The sequence below is a fragment of the Blastococcus sp. URHD0036 genome (assembly GCF_000701365.1).
Taxonomy (GTDB): Bacteria; Actinomycetota; Actinomycetes; order Mycobacteriales; family Geodermatophilaceae; genus Trujillonella.
In genome coordinates, this window is the sequence record NZ_JNIK01000018.1 from 325,683 (window position 1) to 340,583 (window position 14,901).

Here is a 14,901-nt window from a genome sequence, read left to right on the forward strand (position 1 = left end):
GCGACGCCGTCCCACCGGTCCCGCCCGCCGGCCGCCCGGAAGTGGGTCGTGTTCCGTCGGCCGGAGACGGCAGGATCCCCCGGTGACCGGCCCGCCTCGTCACCGACGAGTCGTACGGTGTACGGAATCGCGCCCTTCCCGCGATCCCGCCGGGGACACGGTCTGCATCCAGGAGGTCTCGTGAGCACGACCGCGATCAGCGACACCGAGGTGACGGGCGAGCACCCCGCCGACAGCCACGACCTGATCCGCGTGCTCGGCGCGCGGCAGAACAACCTCAAGGACATCAGCGTCGACATCCCAAAGCGCCGGCTCACGGTGTTCACCGGCGTCTCGGGGTCGGGCAAGAGCTCGCTGGTGTTCGGCACCATCGCCGCCGAGTCCCAGCGGATGATCAACGAGACCTACAGCGCCTTCCTGCAGGGCTTCATGCCGACTCTGGGCCGCCCCGACGTCGACGTCCTCGAGGGCCTGACGACGGCGATCATCGTCGACCAGGAGCGGATGGGCGCCAACCCGCGGTCCACCGTCGGCACCGCGACCGACGCCAACGCGATGCTGCGGATCCTGTTCAGCCGGCTCGGCACCCCGCACATCGGCCCGCCGACGGCGTTCTCGTTCAACGTGCCGACGCGGAAGGCCAGCGGGGTGATGAGCACCGAGAAGGCCGGCGGCCGGGTGGAGAAGAACGTCGTCCGCGAGGCCGTCTACCTGGGCGGCATGTGCCCGCGCTGCGAGGGCATGGGCTCGGTCTCCGACTTCGACCTCACGGCGCTCTACGACGAGTCGAAGTCGCTGGCCGAAGGCGCGCTCATGGTCCCCGGCTACAGCATGGAGGGCTGGTACGGCCGGATCTTCAGCGGCTTCGGCTTCGACATGGACAAGCCCATCGCGAAGTACACGAAGAAGGAACTGGCCGACCTGCTCTACAAGGAGCCGACGAAGATCAAGGTCGAGGGCATCAATCTCACCTACGAGGGCGTCATCCCGAAGATCCAGAAGTCGATGCTCTCCAAGGACGTCGAGGCGATGCAGCCGCACATCCGCGCCTTCGTGGAGCGGGTGATCACCTTCCAGCGGTGCCCCGAGTGCGAGGGCACCCGGCTGACCCCGGAGGCCCGGTCCTCGCGGATCGACGGCAAGAACATCGCCGACGTCTGCGCGATGCAGATCAGCGACGTCGCGGAGTGGGTCCGGGGCCTGGACGAGCCGTCGGTGCGGCCGCTGCTCGCGGGGCTGCAGCAGCTGCTCGACTCCTTCAGCGGGATCGGCCTGGGCTACCTCTCCCTGGACCGGTCCGCGGGCACGCTGTCCGGCGGCGAGGCGCAGCGGACGAAGATGATCCGCCACCTCGGGTCGTCGCTCACCGACGTCACCTACGTCTTCGACGAGCCGACCATCGGGCTGCACCCGCACGACATCCAGCGGATGAACGAGCTGCTGCTGCGGCTGCGCGACAAGGGCAACACGGTGCTCGTGGTCGAGCACAAGCCGGAGACGATCGTCATCGCCGACCACGTCGTCGACCTCGGTCCGGGCGCCGGCAGCGGCGGCGGCGAGGTGGTGTTCGAGGGCACCGTCGAGGAGCTGTGGCGCAGCGACACCCGCACCGGCCGGCACCTGGGCGACCGGGTGTCGCTCAAGCCCGACGTGCGGACGCCGACCGGAGCACTGGAGATCCGCGACGCCCGGCAGAACAACCTGCAGGGCGTCGACGTCGACGTCCCCACCGGCGTGCTGACCGTCGTCACCGGGGTGGCGGGGTCGGGCAAGAGCTCGCTGATCCACGGCAACCTCGCCGGGCGGGACGGCGTCGTGGTCGTCGACCAGGGCGCGATCAAGGGGTCCCGACGCTCCAACCCGGCCACCTACACCGGCCTGCTCGACCCGATCCGCAAGGCGTTCGCCAAGGCCAACGGCGTGAAGCCGGCCCTCTTCAGCGCCAACTCCGAGGGGGCCTGCCCCACCTGCAACGGCGCCGGCGTCATCTACACCGAGCTGGGGGTCATGGCGACGGTCGAGTCGCCCTGCGAGGAGTGCGAGGGCCGGCGCTTCCAGGCCGCGGTGCTGGAGTACACCTTCGGCGGCCGCAACATCGCCGAGGTGCTCGCGATGTCGGTGACCGAGGCCGAGGAGTTCTTCGCCGCCGGCGAGGCCAAGACGCCGGCGGCGCACACGATCCTCGACCGGCTGGCCGACGTCGGGCTGGGCTACCTCACCCTCGGCCAGCCGCTGACGACCCTCTCCGGCGGCGAGCGGCAGCGGTTGAAGCTGGCCACGCGCATGGCGGAGAAGGGCGGCGTCTACGTGCTGGACGAGCCGACCACCGGCCTGCACCTGGCCGACGTGGAGAACCTGCTCGGGCTGCTCGACCGGCTCGTGGACTCGGGCAAGACGGTCGTCGTCATCGAGCACCACCAGGCGGTCATGGCCCACGCCGACTGGATCGTCGACCTCGGGCCCGGCGCCGGCCACGACGGCGGGCGGGTCGTGTTCGAGGGGACGCCGGCCGCCCTGGTCGCCGACCGCTCCACGCTGACCGGGCAGCACCTCGCGGAGTACGTCGGCGCCTGACCGTCAGCCCGGTCCGCCGCCGGGGACGCCGCGGACCGCGCTGCATGACGCGGCCCCGCGGCGTCCCGGCCGGTCCCGGTCGGGCAGGCCGTCCCGCCACACGCGGCGCGTGGCGCCGGCGAGCCCGGGCTCCGGCACACCGGGGACCCGTCATCCCCGAGGGCGGGGGGCGTCTTCTCCGATGAGCGGTCGTACCCGACATCGAGGAGTGCCCACAGTGACCACCGACGGACGACGCCAGGGGTCCCCCGGGCCGGGCTGGGGGACGGCGCAGATGTCCGTGGACGAGCGCCGGGAGCTCCTGGAGCAGCTGCAGGTCGTCGAGATCCACCTCCAGACGGCGACCATGCTGGAGACCAGGGCGGAGGCCTGCGGCAACCCCGTGCTCGCCGGTGTCCTGCGCGACCGCGCCCGGCAGCACCGCTGTTCCGCCGAGCGGCTGCGGTCGGATCTCGCACGTCGGGGGCTGCTCCCCTGCCGGCCGGCGCGACGTCCCTAGGGCACCGTCAGCCGGGTCCGCCGGGGTGGGCGGCGTCGTAGGCGCGGACGAGCTTCTTCGGGACGACCATCCGCCAGGCGTCGACGACGAGCTCGCGGGCCTCGGTCTGGTCCAGGGCAGCGAGGTCGGCGTGCACCCAGTTGAAGCGCAGGTCCGACTCGCCGGGCAGCTGGAACTTCTCCGGCTGGCCCTGCACGAGCGCCGTCCGCTCCTCCTTCGGGAACGCGAAGCCCATGACGCGTTCGTCCAGCGAGAAGGCCACGTAGACGATCTGCCCGACGCGGAACTTCAGCCGGCCCCGCACGTACACCGGGTACGAGCGCTCCAACTCGCTGCCCAGCGGCCGGACGTCGTCGACAACCGCCATTCTCAGAACCCTGCCGCACCGAGTGGCGAGATGTAGGCGACGACGTCCGCTGGACCTACGGAGCCCTGCGACTCTGTCTCTCCCGTCCCTGCGCCCCTACGTTCCGTGACCTGGTCAACAGCAGGGGGAGATCCACGTGTTGACGTCAGCACCAGCACGCAGGCGCAGCCTCGCCACCGTCCTGTCCGCCGCCGCCTTCGCTGTCGCGCTACTGCTCGGCACGCCACAGGCGGTCGCCGACATCTACCGCTCGCCCGCCGGGACCTACGAGGTCAAAGGCGCCATCCTCGCCGAGTACCGGGCCCTCGGCGGACCTGATGGGTTCCTCGGCTTCCCGCTGACCAACGAACTGACGACCCCGATCCGCACCGAGGGCCGCTTCAGCGTCTTCCAGCACGGCTCGATCTACTGGACCCCGGCCACCGGGGCGCACGAGGTGCACGGGGCCATCGGGGCCGAATGGGGGCACCTGGGCTGGGAGAACGGCGTCTTGGGCTTCCCGGTGACCGATGAGCTCTCCACACCCGACGGGCGCGGACGCTTCAACTACTTCGAGCGCGGCGGCATCTACTGGACCCCGTCGACGGGTGCCCATGAAGTCCATGGCGCCATCCTCGAGCAGTGGGCTGCACAGGGCTGGGAGCGCGGCGCCGGCTACCCCCTCACCGACGAGCTGAGCACCCCCACGAAGCCGGGCCGTTTCAACCACTTCGAGCACGCCTCGATCTACTGGTCCCCGACCACGGGGGCCTACACCGTCTACTCCAACTTCCGTGCCCTCTGGGCAAGCATGGGTTGGGAGAACTCGTGCCTCGGCTTCCCGATCAGCAACGCGAATCGCGGATTTCAATCGTTCCAGGGTGGGTCCATCGCCATCCAAGGTTCCGGCGAGCTCTACGCGTCATGCCGTTGAACGGCTCCGCCCGTGCCCTGGTCCCGTTGGCCGAAGACGCGGTCCGACACTGGGAGAGGGACTCTGAGGCGCTGCTGGCAACCACGGTGGCACCGGCCGATGAGGTGCGTCAGCGCCGGGGCAGCGTGTGCCGAGGTCAGCGCGGTGGGCCCCGTGGGGATCGAACCCACAACCCGCGGATTAAAAGTCCGCTGCTCTGCCAGTTGAGCTAGAGGCCCGGTGGGTGCGGTGACGCGGCCCGGCCGACAGGCTACCGCCGCTGCCCGCGCGGGCCAGAACGTGACGCAGAGCGCACTCGGACGGCGCCCGTCACCCGGTCAGGGGATCGCCAGCCCCCCGCCGGTTACCTAGCGTCATGTCCGTTCCGCCGATGAGCCGCGCACGCGCCGGCCGGTGGAGCGCCGAGCCCCGGCCCGGCCGCCTCGTTCCCCCCGAGGCGGCCGGGCCGGTCTCGTTCCGGGCGCTGCGCCTCACGACGGCGTGCAGACGCGGACGGTGAGCAGGCGGAGCAGTTCCCGCTGGGCGTCGTCCAGCGGCAGGTCCACGGGCACCTCGGCGCCGCCGTCCACGGAGACGGACAGCGGCATCAGGTAGGGCTGCTTGACGTCGGCCAGCGCGTGCGGGTCGCACCGGGCCGTCGTGAAGGTGAGCTCCACCGACGCCTCGTCAGCACCGGCCGCCAGCTCCAGCGGCAGCGGCGCGTCGGCGAAGTACAGGACGTTGCCCTCCACCCGTGTCACCGTCACCGGACGGTCGTCGCTCCCGGCGCGGGTCAGCAGCAGCCGGCCGGTCACGGAGTCCGGCTCTTCGACCAGGTCGACCACCTGCACCGTGACCACCTCCGCCACCCCGACCGCCGCGCACAGCCGCCCGTGCACGAGAGCCAGCGCCGCGGCGTCCATCGGCACCCGGAGCTCCTGCACCGACCCGTCCGGGCGGACGACGGTCAGCCGCGCCGCCGCCGGCTCGGCCGCGGTGTCGCAGACCGGCTCGCCGTACGGCGTGGGCAGGTCGATCAGCCGCCCGGGCACGAACGACGCCGTCACCGGGACGGCGGGCAGCGGCACGAAGCCCGGCGAGTCGATCGCCACCGAGGTCACCGAGAACGGCTCCTCGCCGGTGTCGCCCACCTCGACCTGCACCTGCCGGCCGGCGGCCCGGTCGGTCCGGTTCTCCACGACCTCCGCGGAGATCCCGTCGACCGGCGGCACCGGCGGCCCGGTCCGGAGCGCGGCGGACGACGACGCCGACGACGTGCTGGAGGCCGGCGCCCCATCGGAGGACGACGGCGCGGGATCGGCACCGCACGCGGCGCACGCCAGCAGGAGCACCAGCGCCGCGGTCCGCCTCACACCGCCGGAGCCTAGGAGCCGGAGACCCTCACCGCTGGTGGCTGGGCAACCGGGCCATCACCCGGCCAGCCTCCATCCGCACCTCGAGCTTCTCCTGCGCGTTCGCCGCCGGTCCGCGCCGCGGCTGGCCGTTGTCCAGGTCGAACGCGGAGTCGTGCCACGGGCAGACGAGGCAGGCGTGCCCGCGGACCTCCTCGACGGTGCCCTCGTGCAGCGGACCGGACAGGTGCGAGCAGGCCCCGATGAAGACGTCGACGCGGGCTCCCCGGCGGACGGCGGCCAGCGGCACGTCGGCTCCGTTGCCCGGGCCGGTGCGCAGCGTCGGCCGGCCCTCCGGGAAGTCGTCCAGCGGACCGAGGTCGATCCAGTCCGAGGTGAGCGCGCGGGCCGCCGTCGCCGCGTGCGAGGGCCCCGCGGACTGGGCGTAGGACATGTGCCCGCCGATGGCCGCCGAGCTGCCCGCCACACCGAGGCCCGCGTAGGACAGGACCCGGCCCAGCGTGCCGCGGCCCTTGGCGCGGGCGGCCAGCGACCCGACGTAGAGCCCGAGCGCCGCCGTGTTCAGGACCGCGTGCACCGCGCCCAGCCGGCGGACACCCGTGGCCTGCTCCGACCAGTCGGCCGCCCCGGTGGCCGCGGCGGGCAGCGCCGCCGCCACGCCGGTGCCGATGAGCACCGTCGCGGCCGGCCGCAGAGCCGGGATCGCGTCGAGGATGCCGGCCGACACCCAGCTGCCCACGGGCACCTGCACCAGCACCGGGTGGAGGGAGTGCCCCAGCCAGGTGCCGTGGAGGACGTCCTTCAGCCCGCTGGGCAGCGACTGCACGGCCTTGCGCGCAGGCTCGATCGCGCCGTCGAGGGTGTCGGCGTCGGCCCAGCGATCGAGGAAACCCATGAGACCCATGCCCGCCCCCTACCCCACCTGCGCCGGGGCAAGCCGCCGACCTCCGACCGGCGCCGGGGCGGAGAAGCCGCTTTCCGTCGGTGCTCCGTGGTGTCATGCAGACGGATCAGCACCCCAGCCCACCTCGTGCGGGTGAAGGCGCTGCTCGCAGCCGGAATACCGCTGGCGCCCAGGAAGCTCCCAGGAGGAGGCTGGAGAACTGTCCGTGTGCACACCCAGGAGCTGACGATGAGCAACCCGACCCTCTGCCGCCCTCGGGGCGCGCGGGTCGAGGCTGCCCTCGCCCGGGTGCGGGGCGACGACGCCGTCGGCCAGTTCATCCGCTTCGTGCTGGTCGGCGGCTCGACCAGTGCTCTCTACGCGCTCATCTTCGTCCTGCTGCACGACATCGGCGAGCAGCCCGCCAACTGGATCGGCTCGATCCTCACGTCGATCCTCGCCAACGAGATGCACCGGCGGCTGACCTTCCGCGCCGACGGGCGCGTGGGCTTCCTGACCGCCCAGGTCGAGGGCGGTTCGCTGTCCATCGCGGGCCTCGTCTCCACCAGCCTGGCGCTGGCCTGGCTCAGCGCGGCCAGCGACACCGACGACCCCACGGTGCAGTTCGGCCTCGTCGTCCTGGTCACGGCCACCATCGGCACCCTCCGCTTCGTCGCCCTGCGCTGGCTGTTCCGCTCGCGCCCCGCCGACCACACCCCCTGAGCGGCATCGCCCCGCGCACAGGAGCGCTCCTTAGCCTGGAGGGATGAGCGACCCGGCCGACGCCCCCGACGCCGGAGATCCGACCAGCGCGGCCGCCGACGCCGCTGAGGAGTCGGAGTCCCCGGCCCACGACGGCCGGGCCCGGCTCGGCCGCGTCGTCCGCCGGACCGGCCGGTGGGGACTGTGCGTGCTGGTCGCGCTGACCGGTGCCGTCATCGGCGTGCTGCTCCTCGGCCGGACGAGCGCCCCGCTGGGGCCGTTCGACGCTCGGTTCAGCGTCAGCCCGACCGGCGGTGGGGTCGCGCTCGACATCCCGCCGCTGGGCGCGCTCGACGTCGACGCCTACGACGGGCCGTTCGGTCTCGACGTGCAGTTGCAGCGGGCCGACGAGGCGCGCATCCAGGCGCTCGTCGACGACCCCCGCCGGTTCGACAGCCTGGTCGACCGGATCACCGACGACCTCGGCGACGCCGTCACCCACCTGGTCGTGCGAGCCGCCCTGGGTGCCGTCGGGGGTGCGGTCCTGCTCACGTTCGCCGTCTACCGGCTGCGGTGGCGGGAGCCCGTCGTCGCCGCGGGCACGGTCGTCGTCATCCTCGCCGGAACCGCCGGGCTCGGCGCCGCCACCTGGCGGCCCGACGCGCTGGCCCAGCCGACGTACACGGGCTTGCTGGCGAACGCCCCGAGCCTGATCGGCGACGCGCAGGACATCGTCGCCCGCTTCGACGCCTACCGGGCCTCGCTCGAGGACCTGGTCGGCAACGTGAGCACCCTGTACGCGACCCTCTCCGCGCTGCCCGCGCCGGGCGGGAGCAGCGAGACCGTGGCCGTCCTGCACGTGTCCGACCTGCACCTCAACCCGGCGGGCTTCGACCTGGTGGACCAGGTCGTCGACCAGTTCGGCGTCGACGCGGTGCTGGACACCGGCGACATCACCGACTGGGGCAGCGAACCGGAGAACCGGGCGATCGCCTCGATCGGAGGGCTCGGCGTCCCCTACGTCTACATCCGCGGCAACCACGACTCGGCGACGACAGCCGCGCTGGTGGCCTCGCAGCCGAACGCGACCGTGCTCGACGACACCGCCACCACCGTCGCCGGTCTGACCGTGGTCGGCGCCCCCGACCCCCGGTTCACGCCGGACCAGGAGGCGACCGGCGACACCGAGTCCCTGGAGCAGACCGGGGAGGAGCTCGCCGAGGTCGCCGAGCAGCAGCCGGAACGCCCCGACATCGCGATGGTGCACGACCCGAAGCAGGCGCCGCCGCTCGACGGCGTCGTCCCGCTGGTGCTCGCCGGGCACACCCACGAACGCGACGTCTCCACCCTCGACGAGGGCACCCGGCTGATGGTGCAGGGCTCGACCGGCGGTGCCGGGCTGCGCGGCCTGCAGGGCGACTACCCCGAGCCGCTGACCTGCACGGTCCTCTACTTCGACCGCTCGACCGGCCGGCTCACCGGGTACGACGACATCACCCTCGGCGGCCTGGGTGAGACCGAGGTGACGATCGTCCGCACGCTGGTCGGACCGGAGGACACCGACGAGACCGACTCCGGCACGGACGAGGGCACCGGCGGGGGCACCGGAGGGGGCACGTCCACCGCGCCGACGTCCCCGGGCGGATGACCCGGCCGCCCTAGGCTCGCGGGATGACGACGTCCCGGAACGCCCTCGCCGGCGCCGTGCTCGCCGGCGGCCTGGGCCTGCTGTCCCTGGCCGGCTGCTCGTTCAGCAGCGACAACTTCTCCTGCGACACGAACTCCTGCACCGTGACCCTCAGCGGCGACGGCGCCGAGGTGGACCTGCCGATCGGCCCGACGATCAGCCTCGGCAGCGTCGAGAACGGCCGTGCCTCGATCAGCGTCGGCGGCGCCAGCGTCTCCTGCGCCGAGGGCGAGAGCGTCTCGGCCGGCGGGCTGGAACTGGAGTGCACGAAGGTGTCCGACGACGAGGTGGAGCTCAGCGCCACCCTGAACTGACGCCGGCGGTCAGCCCGGGTGGGCGACCTCGACCACGATCCGCGTCGGCTCCTCGAGCAGGTACACCCGGAACGGCGACTCGCCCGCCGTCCCGACGAAGGCCTGGGTGGTGCCCTCGAACGTCGGGCCGAGGACGACCTCCGTGACCCCCGTGCCCGGGCCGGGGACCGGCCCGGCGGGGCGGAACTCCTCGACGCCGGTGTCGAAGGGGTAGCCAACCCCGCTCACCGTCACCTGCAGGACGGCGGCACCGGCCACCTCCACCGGGTTCCCGCTGCCCTCCTGGGTCGGCTCGTCGACGTAGCGGACGTCCCAGCCCGGCGTGCCCTCGCCGTCGACCTCGAACACCACCCGGTCGTAGCCGTCGTGCTCACCGGTGCGGACATCGGTGACCGTGACCAGGGAGTCGGCGGACGCCGCCTGCTCGTCGGGCCGGACGTCGGAGGGGAACGGCGGCGCGTCCGCGTCGTCCTCCTCTGGTGCCTCGGTCTCGTCCGCGCCGCTGCTCGCGGCCGCCGACGACGACGGCGAGGACGCAGAGCCGGTCACCGCAGAGCCGGTGGCCGCCACAGACCCGCCGTCGTCGTCGGTCCCGCACCCGGCCAGCAGCAGGGTGGCGGCCACGAGGACCGGGACGGAACGGGCACGACGGCGGCTGGTCACCGGCCCAGCCTGGCAGCCGGCGCCGTGTCGCGACCGGACGACCCGCCGACGCCCCCCGTCCGGAGCCCCGGGAGGGCCATGTACAGTTCTCAGCGCCCCCGGCGAACACCGAGCCCTCATCGTCTAGTGGTCCAGGACGCCGCCCTTTCAAGGCGGTAGCACGGGTTCGAACCCCGTTGGGGGCACGCAGCACCAAGCAAGGCCCTGTAGCGCAGTTGGTTAGCGCGCCGCCCTGTCACGGCGGAGGTCGCGGGTTCGAGTCCCGTCAGGGTCGCTTTCCGGTGGAGACACCGGATCGGGGCAGGTAGCTCAGTCGGTACGAGCGCTCGCCTGAAAAGCGAGAGGTCGGCGGTTCGACCCCGCCCCTGCCCACACTCTTCCCGCGGTCCCGGCCGTCGGTCCCGGCGCCGTCACGGCGCGACGCGGTCGCCCGCCAGCTGGGCGTACACCTGCGCGTGGACGTCCTGCACCGCCGTCCGCTGCTGCTCCCGCCACACCCGGTCGGCCGGACGCGGCGCCGGACGTGTCAGCGCCGCGGCCACCGCTCCGTTGAGCGACACCGGGTCGAACCCGTGCACCTCGTCGTTGCCGTAGGTCACCACGTCGGACCACTGGTCGGCGAACCAGCCACAGCTGGGCGCGATCACGCGGGTGCCGACGTCCCGGCAGATCTCCAGCTCGGTGGAGTGCGTGCCGCAGGATTCGGGCAGCACCGCCGCGTGCAGCTCCTGCAGCTGGGCCGGCCAGCGCGCCTCGTCGAGGACGTCGAGCTCCAGCGCCTCGCTCTCGGCGAGGTCCCCCAGGTGCGGCAGCCGGTAGCCGGGCTCGACGAACACCCGCAACCGCCCGCCACCGTTCAGCGCCCCGTGCAGCGCGGCGCGCACGACCACGGCGGGATCGGGCACGCAGGGCGACTCGCGCAGGGCGAGACCGACCAGTCCCCGCTCGCCTCCGATCTCCGGATCGGGTGCCGCCACCGAGGGGTGCGCGACGACGATCGGCGTCCGCCCGAACCGGTCGGCGATCTCGTCGGCCGCACCGGGGGTCAGCGTGAACACCACCTCGGCGGTGGCGAGTAGCGCGCGCAGGTGCGCCTCGTGCCGGCTCTGCACGAGCTGGGCGGGGTCGCGCAGCTGGTGCACCGTCGTCACCAGCGGCACGCCGGTGCGGCGGATCGCCTCGGTGAAGCAGACGATCTCGTCCTCGGGCAGGTGCCCGTAGCCGCGGTGCACGTGGACGACGTCCACCTCGTCGGCGTGGGCGGTGAGGTAGGCCGGGTCCAGCCAGGGGCTGGGGCCCTGCTCGCGGCCCACGCGGACGACGCCGGCGGGGAGCACGGCATCGACGTAGGGGTCACGGTGCGGGACCGAGGCCACCCGGATCGCGGGCGACGCTGCCCGCGCGGGATCGTCGGGGTCCACTCGGACGGCACTCCTCCTGGCGTCGAGCACGCGACGACAGGGCGCTGCTCTCGGTGGGACGTAGGTCCCTGTCCGGCTACCCAGCATCCCCCTCGGCAACCGCCGCCGGCGAACCGGGTGGTTCCGGATCACCCGAAGGAGCGGCTCAGAGCGCGGCCCGCTGACCCGCGAGGTGGGCGTGCACCTGGGTCACCACCAGCGCCCCCTCCCCGACCGCGGAGGCGCAGCGCTTGACCGACCCGGCCCGGACGTCACCCGCGGCGAAGACCCCCGGCACGCTCGTCTCCAGCAACGCCGGCGGGCGGTCGAGGGGCCACTCCCCGGCGTCCAGGGCCGGGCCGGTGAGCACGAACCCCCAGCGGTCGCGGGCCACGGTGCCCTCCAGCCAGGCGGTGTGCGGCTCGCTGCCGATGAGCAGGAACAGGACCCCGGCCTCCTCCGTCTCCTCGCCGGTGTCGAGGTCGCGCAGCACGAAGGTCTCGAGGAAGCCGGAGCCGGTCCCGCCCACCACCTGCGCCCGCCCGCGGACGGCGACGTTGGGCAGCGCCTCGATCTCCTTGACCAGGTAGTCCGACATCGTCTCGGCGAGGCTCTCGCGACGGACCAGCACGGTGACCCGCTCGGCGTACCGCGACAGGTGCACCGCGGCCTGACCGGCCGAGTTCCCGCCGCCCACGACGAAGACCGAGCGACCGCGCATCGCCGGCGCCTCGCTCACCGCCGCGCCGTAGAACACGCCGCGGCCGACGAGCGCCTCCAGCTCCGGGACGCCCAGCCGCCGCCAGGTGGCTCCGGTCGCCAGGACGACGGTCCGGGCGGACACGGCGGTGCCGTCGGAGAGCTCCACCCGGTGCAGGCCGTCCTCGGACCGCAGCCCCTGGGCTCCCCGCATGAAGTGGAACGTGCTGCCGAACGACCAGGCCTGCTGGTAGGCGCTGAAGGCCAGCCGGCTGCCGCTGACGCCCATCGGGAACCCGGCGTAGTTCCGGATCAGGGAGCTGGTGCCGGCCTGACCGCCGATGGCCTGTGGCTCCACGACCAGGGTCGACAGCCCCTCCGACGCCGCGTAGACGCTCGCGCCCAGCCCGGCGGGCCCCGCGCCCACGACCACCACGTCGTAGACCGCAGCCGGGTCCAGCGGCGTGAGCAGCCCGAAGGCGTCGGCGATCTCGAGGTCCGAGGGGTCCTCCAGCACCGTGCGGTCGGGCGTGAACCGCAGGACGACGACGGGCAGCTTCGGCTCGCTCAGTCCGAGCCCCTCGAGGAGCGCCTGCCCCTCGGCCGACCCGGCGTCGTAGAACCCGAGCGGGATGCGGTTGCGCGTGAAGGTGTCGCGCAAGCCCTGGGCGCGCTCGGACCAGTGCTCGCCGATCACCCGCACCGCCTCGAAGCCGCCGCCCCGCCGGCTGGACCACTCCTCCAGGAACTCGGTCACCGACCGGTGGAACTCCGCGTCGCCGCTCTCCTCCGGGGCGGTCAGCCACCGGTCGATCTGGCCGAGGGTGAGCGCCTCGAAGATGGGCCGGGCGGTGTCCCAGGCACCCCAGCGCACCAGCGCGACGGCGACGGTGGCCGGGCGCCCGGCGCGCAGGTCGCGCAGGTCGGCCAGGCCATCGGGATCGGCGTCCCCCAGGCCGCCGAAGACGACCGCCACGGGCGGGTCGCCGCGGGTGGCCAGTTCCGGCGCGACCGAGGCCGCCTCGACGCAGGCGACGACCGTGAAGTCGCGCCCGTACCGGCGGTCGAGCTCGGCGCACATCCGCCCCCGGACGTCGTCGTCGCGGGTGACCACCACGAGCGCCGCGGCGGCGGTCACCGGCCGACCTCGTCCCGCGGCGCCAGCCACCAGCCGGCCGCACCGGTGAGGAGGACCGCGACGGTCATGGCCGCGAATCCCCAGGCCGACGGCTCCCCCCACGCGACCGTGCCGGCGAACCGTGCCACCGCGGCGGCGACGGCGACGCCGAACACGGTGTAGGCGATGGTCGCGGTCCGCAGCCGGCGCAGGTCACCGGCGGTCGCCGCAAGCGCCGTCGCCAGACCGAAGGCGATCAGCCACGCCGCGACCACGCGTGCGGTGAGCGGGGTGAGCGGCCAGGGCCACAGCGCCGTCGCCGAGGCCGGGGCGACGTAGAGCGCCGTCCCGACGGCGGTGAGCACCACGGCCTCGACCGCCAGCGCTCCGCTCAGGAGGCGCGGGATCGGCGCGCGACGCGGCGGGTCCGATCCCGGCGCACGCTCCTGCTGCCACAGTGCGGCCAGCATGCCGACCGGGAGGACGACGTAGACGGTCAGCCAGAACCACCCGGCCGCCACCGCGACGGTCCCGGCGTCGTCCGGGTCCAGGTGGAACTTCTCCAGGTGCAGCAGCGAGGCCGCGAGGGTCAGCAGCACGAACACGAACACCGTCAGCACCGGCACGCGGACGTGCGCCCAGTGCCGCTCGCGCAGGGAGAGCACCACCAGGACGAAGCCGGCCGCGTACCCCGCCCCGAGGAAGGCCGCCGTCAACGGTGGCTGGATGGTCCAGGCGAACGTCCGGTCGGTCTGCTCCGCGAGGACGAAGAGCGCGACCACCGCGAGCGCGGTCAGCACGGTGAACACACCGAGCAGCAGGCGCATCGCGGGCAGGACCGGCCGGGTGCCCGGCGGCGCCTCGGTGGGAGGGGCGGAGAGCATGCGCACGGGGGACCTCTCGGAGAGGTGGAGCCCCCGTGCTGCGGTCGGTCGGACCTGGCGATCGAACCACCGGCCCCGGCCCGTGTCACCGCCTTTCGGCCCCCGGCCCGAGCCGCTACCGACCCGCGGGCTCCCCGCGCGCCGCCGCCCTGCCCTCGCGCGCCGCCGCGTAGGCCGGGGCACGGAACAGGGCCATGGGCCCGTCGGCGACCAGCTGCGGCGGCGGGTGGCGGACGGCGTCGAAGCGGACGTCCGGGTCGGGACCGTCCAGCGCCTCGCCCAGCGTGAGGACGGCGAACGGACGCCACGGGCCCGTTCCCCCGGCGACGGCGAGGGGGAACACCGGAGACCGCTCGCGGAGGTGGGCGACGAGCGGTGCCGGGTCCGACGGCACCCGCCCGAGCTCGTCGAACCAGGGAACCGTGCTCCTACCCCGACCCGGCGCGCCTCGCCTCCTGCCACCAGGTTCGCCATGCCGGACCGTCCGTGGATCGACACCCGCTGGCAGGACCTGCGCAATCCAGCCCGGAGGTACGTACGGATCTGCCACCGCCGATCCGGTGACACGACCCAGTCCCCCGCATACCTTCACCACATGTTCACGACGCTCTTGGTCATCGGCGGGGTCCTGGTGGGGCTGCTCGTGCTCCTCGCGCTGATCGTCGCCCTGAGCGCCCGTCCCGCGACCCGCAGCGGCACGACGCCGGCGCCCCAGTGGGTCGCGCAGAGCGGCCGCCGGCACCCCGACGCCTGGTCGCCGCTGACCGAGACCAGCACCAGCGAGATCAGCGCCATCCGCTGATCCCCCGGACCCGGCGTCCCGGCGGCTGCGACGACGCGCCGCCGG

Annotated in this window: 15 protein-coding genes and 4 tRNA genes; 10 read left to right on the forward strand and 9 right to left on the reverse strand. The window is 73.6% G+C overall.

Annotated elements, in window-relative coordinates; all coding sequences use genetic code 11:
* Positions 1–180: 180 nt before the first annotated feature.
* Both N555_RS0121950 and N555_RS0121955 read left to right on the forward strand, forming a co-directional pair.
* On the forward strand, positions 181–2,574 hold the full coding sequence (locus N555_RS0121950) for an ATP-binding cassette domain-containing protein (protein ID WP_029433639.1): 2,394 nt from the start codon (positions 181–183) through the stop codon (positions 2,572–2,574).
* Positions 2,575–2,791: 217 nt separating this feature from the next.
* Positions 2,792–3,073 carry a hypothetical protein gene (locus N555_RS0121955; RefSeq protein ID WP_156036483.1) on the forward strand — a complete coding sequence of 94 codons (282 nt, stop codon included), beginning with the start codon at positions 2,792–2,794 and terminating at the stop codon, positions 3,071–3,073.
* 7 nt (positions 3,074–3,080) lie between these two features.
* Here N555_RS0121955 and N555_RS0121960 read toward each other — a convergent pair whose 3' ends face one another.
* Positions 3,081–3,440 carry an MmcQ/YjbR family DNA-binding protein gene (locus N555_RS0121960; RefSeq protein ID WP_029433641.1) on the reverse strand — a complete coding sequence of 120 codons (360 nt, stop codon included), beginning with the start codon at positions 3,438–3,440 and terminating at the stop codon, positions 3,081–3,083.
* Between the two features lie 136 nt (positions 3,441–3,576).
* Here N555_RS0121960 and N555_RS0121965 point away from each other — a divergent pair, with 136 nt between their 5' ends.
* Entirely contained in the window at positions 3,577–4,353 is a 777-nt protein-coding gene (locus N555_RS0121965; protein WP_051684339.1) for an LGFP repeat-containing protein, read from the forward strand.
* 145 nt (positions 4,354–4,498) lie between these two features.
* Here the strand turns inward: N555_RS0121965 and N555_RS0121970 are convergent.
* The 3 genes from N555_RS0121970 to N555_RS0121980 form a co-directional block, all read right to left on the reverse strand.
* A tRNA-Lys gene (locus tag N555_RS0121970) sits at positions 4,499–4,571 on the reverse strand.
* A 252-nt stretch (positions 4,572–4,823) separates the two neighbouring features.
* On the reverse strand, positions 4,824–5,705 hold the full coding sequence (locus tag N555_RS0121975; protein ID WP_051684340.1) for a hypothetical protein: 882 nt from the start codon (positions 5,703–5,705) through the stop codon (positions 4,824–4,826).
* 28 nt (positions 5,706–5,733) lie between these two features.
* A complete protein-coding gene (locus N555_RS0121980) occupies positions 5,734–6,609 on the reverse strand; it encodes a Rieske (2Fe-2S) protein (protein ID WP_029433644.1) in 876 nt (291 codons plus the stop codon).
* Positions 6,610–6,837: 228 nt separating this feature from the next.
* On the opposite strand from N555_RS0121980, the gene N555_RS0121985 reads away from it, so the two are divergent.
* The 3 genes from N555_RS0121985 to N555_RS0121995 are packed head-to-tail and all read left to right on the forward strand — an operon-like array spanning position 6,838 to position 9,291.
* On the forward strand, positions 6,838–7,311 hold the full coding sequence (locus tag N555_RS0121985; RefSeq protein WP_156036484.1) for a GtrA family protein: 474 nt from the start codon (positions 6,838–6,840) through the stop codon (positions 7,309–7,311).
* A 43-nt stretch (positions 7,312–7,354) separates the two neighbouring features.
* The gene (locus N555_RS0121990) at positions 7,355–8,938 is read left to right on the forward strand and encodes a metallophosphoesterase family protein (RefSeq protein WP_051684341.1); all 1,584 of its coding nucleotides are present in this window, start codon (positions 7,355–7,357) and stop codon (positions 8,936–8,938) included.
* Between the two features lie 23 nt (positions 8,939–8,961).
* Complete coding sequence (locus N555_RS0121995; RefSeq protein ID WP_029433647.1) at positions 8,962–9,291, forward strand: hypothetical protein; 330 nt, start codon at positions 8,962–8,964, stop codon at positions 9,289–9,291.
* 9 nt (positions 9,292–9,300) lie between these two features.
* Here N555_RS0121995 and N555_RS0122000 read toward each other — a convergent pair whose 3' ends face one another.
* Positions 9,301–9,954: an AMIN-like domain-containing (lipo)protein gene (locus tag N555_RS0122000; protein WP_029433648.1), complete on the reverse strand. Its 654-nt coding sequence runs from the start codon at positions 9,952–9,954 to the stop codon at positions 9,301–9,303.
* Positions 9,955–10,066: 112 nt separating this feature from the next.
* On the opposite strand from N555_RS0122000, the gene N555_RS0122005 reads away from it, so the two are divergent.
* The 3 genes from N555_RS0122005 (at position 10,067) to N555_RS0122015 (ending at position 10,326) form a co-directional block, all read left to right on the forward strand.
* Positions 10,067–10,139: transfer RNA gene (locus N555_RS0122005), tRNA-Glu, on the forward strand.
* A 15-nt stretch (positions 10,140–10,154) separates the two neighbouring features.
* A tRNA-Asp gene (locus tag N555_RS0122010) sits at positions 10,155–10,228 on the forward strand.
* Between the two features lie 24 nt (positions 10,229–10,252).
* Positions 10,253–10,326: transfer RNA gene (locus N555_RS0122015), tRNA-Phe, on the forward strand.
* Positions 10,327–10,364: 38 nt separating this feature from the next.
* Here N555_RS0122015 and N555_RS0122020 read toward each other — a convergent pair.
* The 4 genes from N555_RS0122020 to N555_RS0122035 all read right to left on the reverse strand — a co-directional run bounded on the left by N555_RS0122020 (position 10,365) and on the right by N555_RS0122035 (position 14,448).
* Positions 10,365–11,375 carry a glycosyltransferase gene (locus N555_RS0122020; protein WP_029433649.1) on the reverse strand — a complete coding sequence of 337 codons (1,011 nt, stop codon included), beginning with the start codon at positions 11,373–11,375 and terminating at the stop codon, positions 10,365–10,367.
* Between the two features lie 145 nt (positions 11,376–11,520).
* On the reverse strand, positions 11,521–13,191 hold the full coding sequence (locus N555_RS0122025) for an NAD(P)/FAD-dependent oxidoreductase (protein WP_029433650.1): 1,671 nt from the start codon (positions 13,189–13,191) through the stop codon (positions 11,521–11,523).
* Positions 13,188–14,054 (reverse strand): hypothetical protein, encoded by an 867-nt coding sequence (locus N555_RS0122030; RefSeq protein WP_156036486.1) that lies wholly within the window; start codon positions 14,052–14,054, stop codon positions 13,188–13,190. Before N555_RS0122030 ends, N555_RS0122025 begins: the two co-directional genes overlap by 4 nt.
* A 115-nt stretch (positions 14,055–14,169) precedes the next feature.
* Complete coding sequence (locus N555_RS0122035; protein WP_029433652.1) at positions 14,170–14,448, reverse strand: hypothetical protein; 279 nt, start codon at positions 14,446–14,448, stop codon at positions 14,170–14,172.
* 201 nt (positions 14,449–14,649) lie between these two features.
* On the opposite strand from N555_RS0122035, the gene N555_RS0122040 reads away from it, so the two are divergent.
* Entirely contained in the window at positions 14,650–14,856 is a 207-nt protein-coding gene (locus N555_RS0122040; RefSeq protein WP_029433653.1) for a hypothetical protein, read from the forward strand.
* Positions 14,857–14,901: the final 45 nt, after the last annotated feature.

Coding starts and splice junctions, on each gene's coding strand:
- N555_RS0121985 (WP_156036484.1), top strand. CDS start 6,838: ATGAGCAACCCGACCCTCTGCCGCCCTCGGGGCGCGCGGGTCGAGGCT.
- N555_RS0122040 (WP_029433653.1), top strand. CDS start 14,650: ATGTTCACGACGCTCTTGGTCATCGGCGGGGTCCTGGTGGGGCTGCTC.
- N555_RS0121960 (WP_029433641.1), bottom strand. CDS start 3,440: ATGGCGGTTGTCGACGACGTCCGGCCGCTGGGCAGCGAGTTGGAGCGC.
- N555_RS0121995 (WP_029433647.1), top strand. CDS start 8,962: ATGACGACGTCCCGGAACGCCCTCGCCGGCGCCGTGCTCGCCGGCGGC.
- N555_RS0121980 (WP_029433644.1), bottom strand. CDS start 6,609: ATGGGTCTCATGGGTTTCCTCGATCGCTGGGCCGACGCCGACACCCTC.
- N555_RS0122030 (WP_156036486.1), bottom strand. CDS start 14,054: ATGCTCTCCGCCCCTCCCACCGAGGCGCCGCCGGGCACCCGGCCGGTC.
- N555_RS0121990 (WP_051684341.1), top strand. CDS start 7,355: ATGAGCGACCCGGCCGACGCCCCCGACGCCGGAGATCCGACCAGCGCG.